6 protein-coding genes are annotated in these 4986 nt (G+C 47.5%); all 6 read right to left on the minus strand.

Annotated features, from left to right (window positions below):
• Positions 1-224, minus strand: a 224-nt coding sequence (gene tssD, locus D515_RS24780) for a type VI secretion system tube protein TssD (RefSeq protein WP_039850678.1), incomplete at its 3' end; no start/stop codon positions are given.
• Positions 225-546: 322 nt separating this feature from the next.
• The gene (locus D515_RS24785) at positions 547-831 is read right to left on the minus strand and encodes a type VI secretion system PAAR protein (protein WP_002542860.1); all 285 of its coding nucleotides are present in this window, start codon (positions 829-831) and stop codon (positions 547-549) included.
• A gap of 21 nt (positions 832-852) precedes the next feature.
• Complete coding sequence (locus D515_RS24790; protein WP_152442444.1) at positions 853-1329, minus strand: hypothetical protein; 477 nt, start codon at positions 1327-1329, stop codon at positions 853-855.
• Between the two features lie 53 nt (positions 1330-1382).
• A complete protein-coding gene (locus D515_RS24795) occupies positions 1383-2144 on the minus strand; it encodes a hypothetical protein (RefSeq protein WP_002542862.1) in 762 nt (253 codons plus the stop codon).
• Positions 2144-3550 (minus strand): hypothetical protein, encoded by a 1407-nt coding sequence (locus D515_RS24800; RefSeq protein WP_002542863.1) that lies wholly within the window; start codon positions 3548-3550, stop codon positions 2144-2146. The genes D515_RS24795 and D515_RS24800 overlap by 1 nt, the downstream gene beginning before the upstream one ends.
• On the minus strand, positions 3547-4986 hold a 1440-nt coding region (tssI, locus tag D515_RS24805; RefSeq protein WP_239644019.1), incomplete at its 5' end, for a type VI secretion system tip protein TssI/VgrG. The genes tssI and D515_RS24800, both read right to left, overlap by 4 nt.

Below are 4986 nucleotides of genomic sequence, written 5' to 3' on the forward strand. Positions count from 1 at the left end.
TTCAGTGCCACGGTGAACTTGAACGGCTTGTGAACACGCTGGCCGGAAGGCTGACCGCTTTGTGGGTCAGTCGGTACAGTCACGATGTGGTCAAAGGCTTGGACCAGCATCTCGTCTTCGTGGCCTTCCACGTAGATGTTACCGACAGAGTCAGCGGTGAAGGCGCCGGCAGTGATGTTGCCCTGGGTTTTGCCTTCGATGGCGATATAACAAGGAGTTGGCATTGTAATTTCCCTATAAAAATTCGGAGGAGGTTGTTTACTACGTGGGTAATAACGCAAGGGGTGTGCCAGTGATGGAGTTCAATGAAAACAGTGAGTTAGCCTAATCATGGAAAGAGGAGAGCAAGGTATTGCTTGTGGTTTGGGCGAAAAGTTGCTCAGCGAGCAAGATTTGGCCGGATTGGTCAGGTTGATTTGAAGTGAAATAGGAAGTTTCTGGGGCTAGGTATTTGAATTGGTGAAGGTTGATACCGCCCAATACATTCAGAGATTAGGCGGTTAGTTTGGTAAGATAAACTAAGAAAGGTAAGAGTAATACAACAGGTTAACCGATATTTACTGTGCCGCCGCCAATAACTACGCCACCGCAGCTTACTGGGTCTCCCGTTCTTGCTACGGGTTTTCCATCAGCAAAAACCGTCGCTGAACCTGCCGCAATACTTCGACCATGTGGAGGGTGCTTAGGTTTGTCATGAGGTGCCAGTGGGTCGCCCAAACGGCAAACTGGGATACCATCAATTTTAACTGTGCCAGAGCCAGCGGTTGTTGGCGTTGGTGGGAAACCATCGTGGTCTGTTCCCGTATCCCCCAGTCGAACTGCATTTCCCATGACTTATTCCTTATTAAATTCTTAGTTTTTAACCAAAGGGACAATACCCAACAGCCTGCTAAAGAAGAAAATCTTACTTTCAGCGAGCTCAATCTCTGTTTCCGAAGCACAGAGTATCTGGCGGATTTTGTATTTCGGCGTGAGCGTGATAATGGCTTTTTGGTTCTGATCATCAACAAATTTCAGTGCGGATTTACCGGATGCCGTCACCTCGGCGACATCAGCACCGGCGGATGAAGCAGCTTTTTCGATTAACGCGAGGTCTTTAGAGGGTGTCACTAGACATTTCGCATCATTTAGCTCGGAGCTACCCATCATAAGATATTCCGCAAACTCTGCTCTTTCAGTCCTATCCATTTCTTTCGCGAGGTAGATGTCTCCATCATTTTCGATGGCGAGCTTACCGCTGAACACACCCACGACATACTGTTGAGACGTCGATGAGTCGGCAGGTGTGGAGTAGCTTCCCTCTAACGATGCAAAGGCCTTAATAGGCATTGAGATACATGTGAGTACTAATGCGACTAATAGGCAACCTCTTTGAGTGATCATCATTCGTTACTCAATGTATTGTTCTTTCCCCATTTCTTAATAAACGCTGTCATGGGGTATATGTAGACCATACCAGCTGTTGTCAGGGGGAGAATCGCAAAAAAAATGATGATCGCGTGAGATGAAACCTCAGGAGAACTAGGCTGTAGTATTTCAACTAAGGCAAGAAGTACAAAGCCTGCACTTGCTCCAAACAATAGAGCTGCAATACACAGTGAGACCAGTATGGATTTGAATATTTTTAAAAAAAGTGATGCGATGGCGTTGGTTGGGGCTCGAAATGAGTGAAATACTCCAGCAGAGATAGTTTCAGTGCCGTTTGCATAGTCATTAGTGAACATGCCTGCTCGTGTCATCTTCTGGTTTAGGATTTCAGTGCTGAAATAGTATTTTCCAGAAAGAAAAGCGGTTAAACCAGAGATTAGACAAGTCGAAGCCATAACTAAATAAGGTGTTCCTGGGAGTGATTCGATGAAAAAAAGAGGAAGCAAGCTCATAGACAAGTAGACGCTCAACAATGCCTTCCTTAATGTTGAAGCCCAGTATCTTATTGGATTACTGTCTTTGTCATTTCGACCAGCAAGGTGGAAATAAAAAAATATAAAAATTAACAGTACTACGAAAATGCTCTGAAATAGGAACTTCTCGCTGTTTACTGCGTACAGGCTCAATGTAAGCGACAAGCATAAAATTGAAATGAAGATTGAAATAAAACTCGCCACATTTACGGCTTTTTTCCCAGTGTTGAGCATAGTTACCACTAAAATCTACCTCCAAGACCTCTACCACCCAAACCTCTCATCCAAGCATCCAGTTGATCAAGTGAATCGCTGCAGAATAGAGCACAATAGCCATTCGGGTCGTTTTCTCTCAAAGACGATTTAAAGTCTTGTTCCCATCGATCTACCATACCTTCAAGGTCTTCAAACGAAAAGCTGAGTAGGCTATCAATGATATCAACAAAGCCTCGACCTATCTTGCGGGCACCTTCTTTTATACCCAGTTGGGTATCAAGGAAGTCTAGCCCAACTCCAACGACAATCGCTACAGCAGCACCAACTGCAACTACGGCAAGAACCGGTGCGCCAGCAACGGCCGCTAAAAATGCACTTGCTGCAAGCAGACCGACAAAGCCCGCAGCCCAAACTTTCACAAATGTCACGCCTAGCATGCCAAGGAGACCTCCCCAATTCTTCTCCGGGTCATCATCTTTCATGAAAGCGTGGACATCAAATGCTGCTGCTATGGCAAAGCCGACAAAATTACCAGATTTTAGTGGCATACTTCCTGCCACGGCTGATTTGGAAGCGCCGCTAACATTACCATCGATAATATCTTTAGCTATCTCGGAATAACTTGAAATATATGTCATCTTTTTGTTTTTTACGCCATACATTACGGCTGTAAGGAAAGTGCGAGAACGATGGTTTCCCTTGAACACAATCGCTGGTTTCCCACCCCATGAGGAAATGTTCTTTATTGCAAACTTCCCTTGAAATATAACCTCTTTCAGAAAGTCTCTTGCGGCTTTAATACCGAACTCTTTGCCGTGACTAACCGTTTGTCTGATAGCTACAGCTAATTCGTTTCCCACTGTGGCTACCGAATTCTGCAGAAATGACTCCTTTAGCCAAGAAATTTGGCCATCTGTCAATGTGTCAACACTATAGATACCCTCATCGCTAATAGCTTGTATATGAGGGGCGCTAGGAATAACAGAAATAAGGTCAATTTCTGTATTTCCAAGTGCATTGTCGGGCAACAATATTCTTGCGTCGAGTGGTGGTGTGTCAGGAGAAAAGGGTACTCTTGGGTTTGGTTCTGGCGCTATGTTTTTTGGTTGACCAACAACTAAACCTCCGCGAAGCTCGGCTGGAGATGTAAGCAACGAAGAGTCAATATCTTCTATAAGTGTTGTTTTCTCGCCGTTGACTTCTATTTCAAGTTTTCCTGTGGTGCCCGCAAGGCTATTGTCTAGCAACGTTGGCCTGTCTGAGGTTTGAGGAAGTGGAGGGGAGGCTTGGCCGTTAACATAATACTTAACATCCAAGTTACCATCACCGGTGTTTTCGAGCCAAAACTGATTACCCATCGGGGCTCGAACGACTAATGGTTCTGAATCACTGGAAGGTGTGGTGCTCCCTTCACTGGCTAATCTCCAATTCATCCTTCATCTCTCAAGTAAACTTTAAAGGGTTGTGGTTCTTCGCCAGACTCAACGAAGTAAGCAATGCCATTTTTGTCAGATTGACCCTCAAAGGCAGTTCCGTCAGCGAGTTCGATTCGATAATCAACAAATGGAACAGGTTCTTCAGACTTGTCATGAAGTATCATGACCCGTCGATTAAATGCGCGTTGTTCGTTTGGCAGCATAGGTTTGAGCCCCCCAAACCCGCTGCCACTTCCCGCACTGCCTCCTGAGTTGAGGTTCACGACAGGGCCTGAAATATGAACCCCCGCAGGGTCCAGTTTTACAAAACCAGCGGCGGTTTTGACGGTAATTTCTGTACCTGCTTCGATGATGACTTTGTTGCCCGCTTTATGGTGAATTTCGGTGCCTGCTTCGAGCAGTTGTTTCTTTCCTTGCTTGATGTGCAGTGAGGTATCGACTGTCAGGCTGATATCACCTTTCACATGCTCTTTGGATTGCCCATCCACGGTCAGGTGGTCATCGACCTTGATGTGCTGGAACCTTTCATTCTCCACATCCAGATGAAGGTCATGCTTGATGTTGTCCTTGCGGTCATTCTCGACCAGCAGGTTCATGTCCTTCTGGGCATGGACATAGATTTCTTCCTGCCCCGCCTGGTCCTCAAAGCGAAGCTCGTTAAAACCTTCGCCCTGATGGGTTTCGGTTCTGAGTACCGTGCGCGTTTTGTTAGCGGGCAGCGGATAGGGAGGCACATTGGTGGCGTGATACGTGCGCCCGGTAACAATTGGTTGGTCCGGGTCACCTTCAAGGAAAGAGACAATCACCTCATGACCGATGCGGGGAATGGCCATCATGCCATACTGACCGCCGGCCCAGCCCTGAGAGACACGTACCCAACAGCTTGAGGCATCATCACTGTTACCATAACGGTCCCAGGGAAACTGCACCTTCACCCGGCCATGTTCATCACAGAAGATCTCCTCGCCATCCGGACCGGTGACAATCGCGATTTGCGGGCCATGGACACAAGGCTTGGGTTGCGGTGTCGGACGCCACGGCCGGTGAGCAGGAATCACTGAAAAAGTATTGTGGAACGTCGTCATGCCCTCACCGCCAGCCTCTTCCAGCGCCTGCGGTTGGGTGCCTTCACAGTGGGCAGAGACCACCACCCAGTCACGGTTCGTGGCGTCATCCGGATGGTCAACCAGGTCAAACAGCATGCCCGGCTGAACCTGCGGGACATTGCTTTGCGCCGTCGCCGTGATGGCATCACGTCTTAAATGCTCAAGGCGGTACTGGGTAAACGGCTTCCCGGCGGCATCACTCTTATAGCGCCCCGGGTAGTCATAATGCTCATACGTACCACGCTGAAAGGCCATTTCCGTGCCCGCGTGTTCATGCAAAAAACCATAGGCCGGCTTTTTAAAACTGTAATCTTTCAGCTGCGCGGA

This window comes from Grimontia indica (assembly GCF_000333895.2).
GTDB classification, from domain to species: domain Bacteria; phylum Pseudomonadota; class Gammaproteobacteria; order Enterobacterales; family Vibrionaceae; genus Enterovibrio; species Enterovibrio indicus.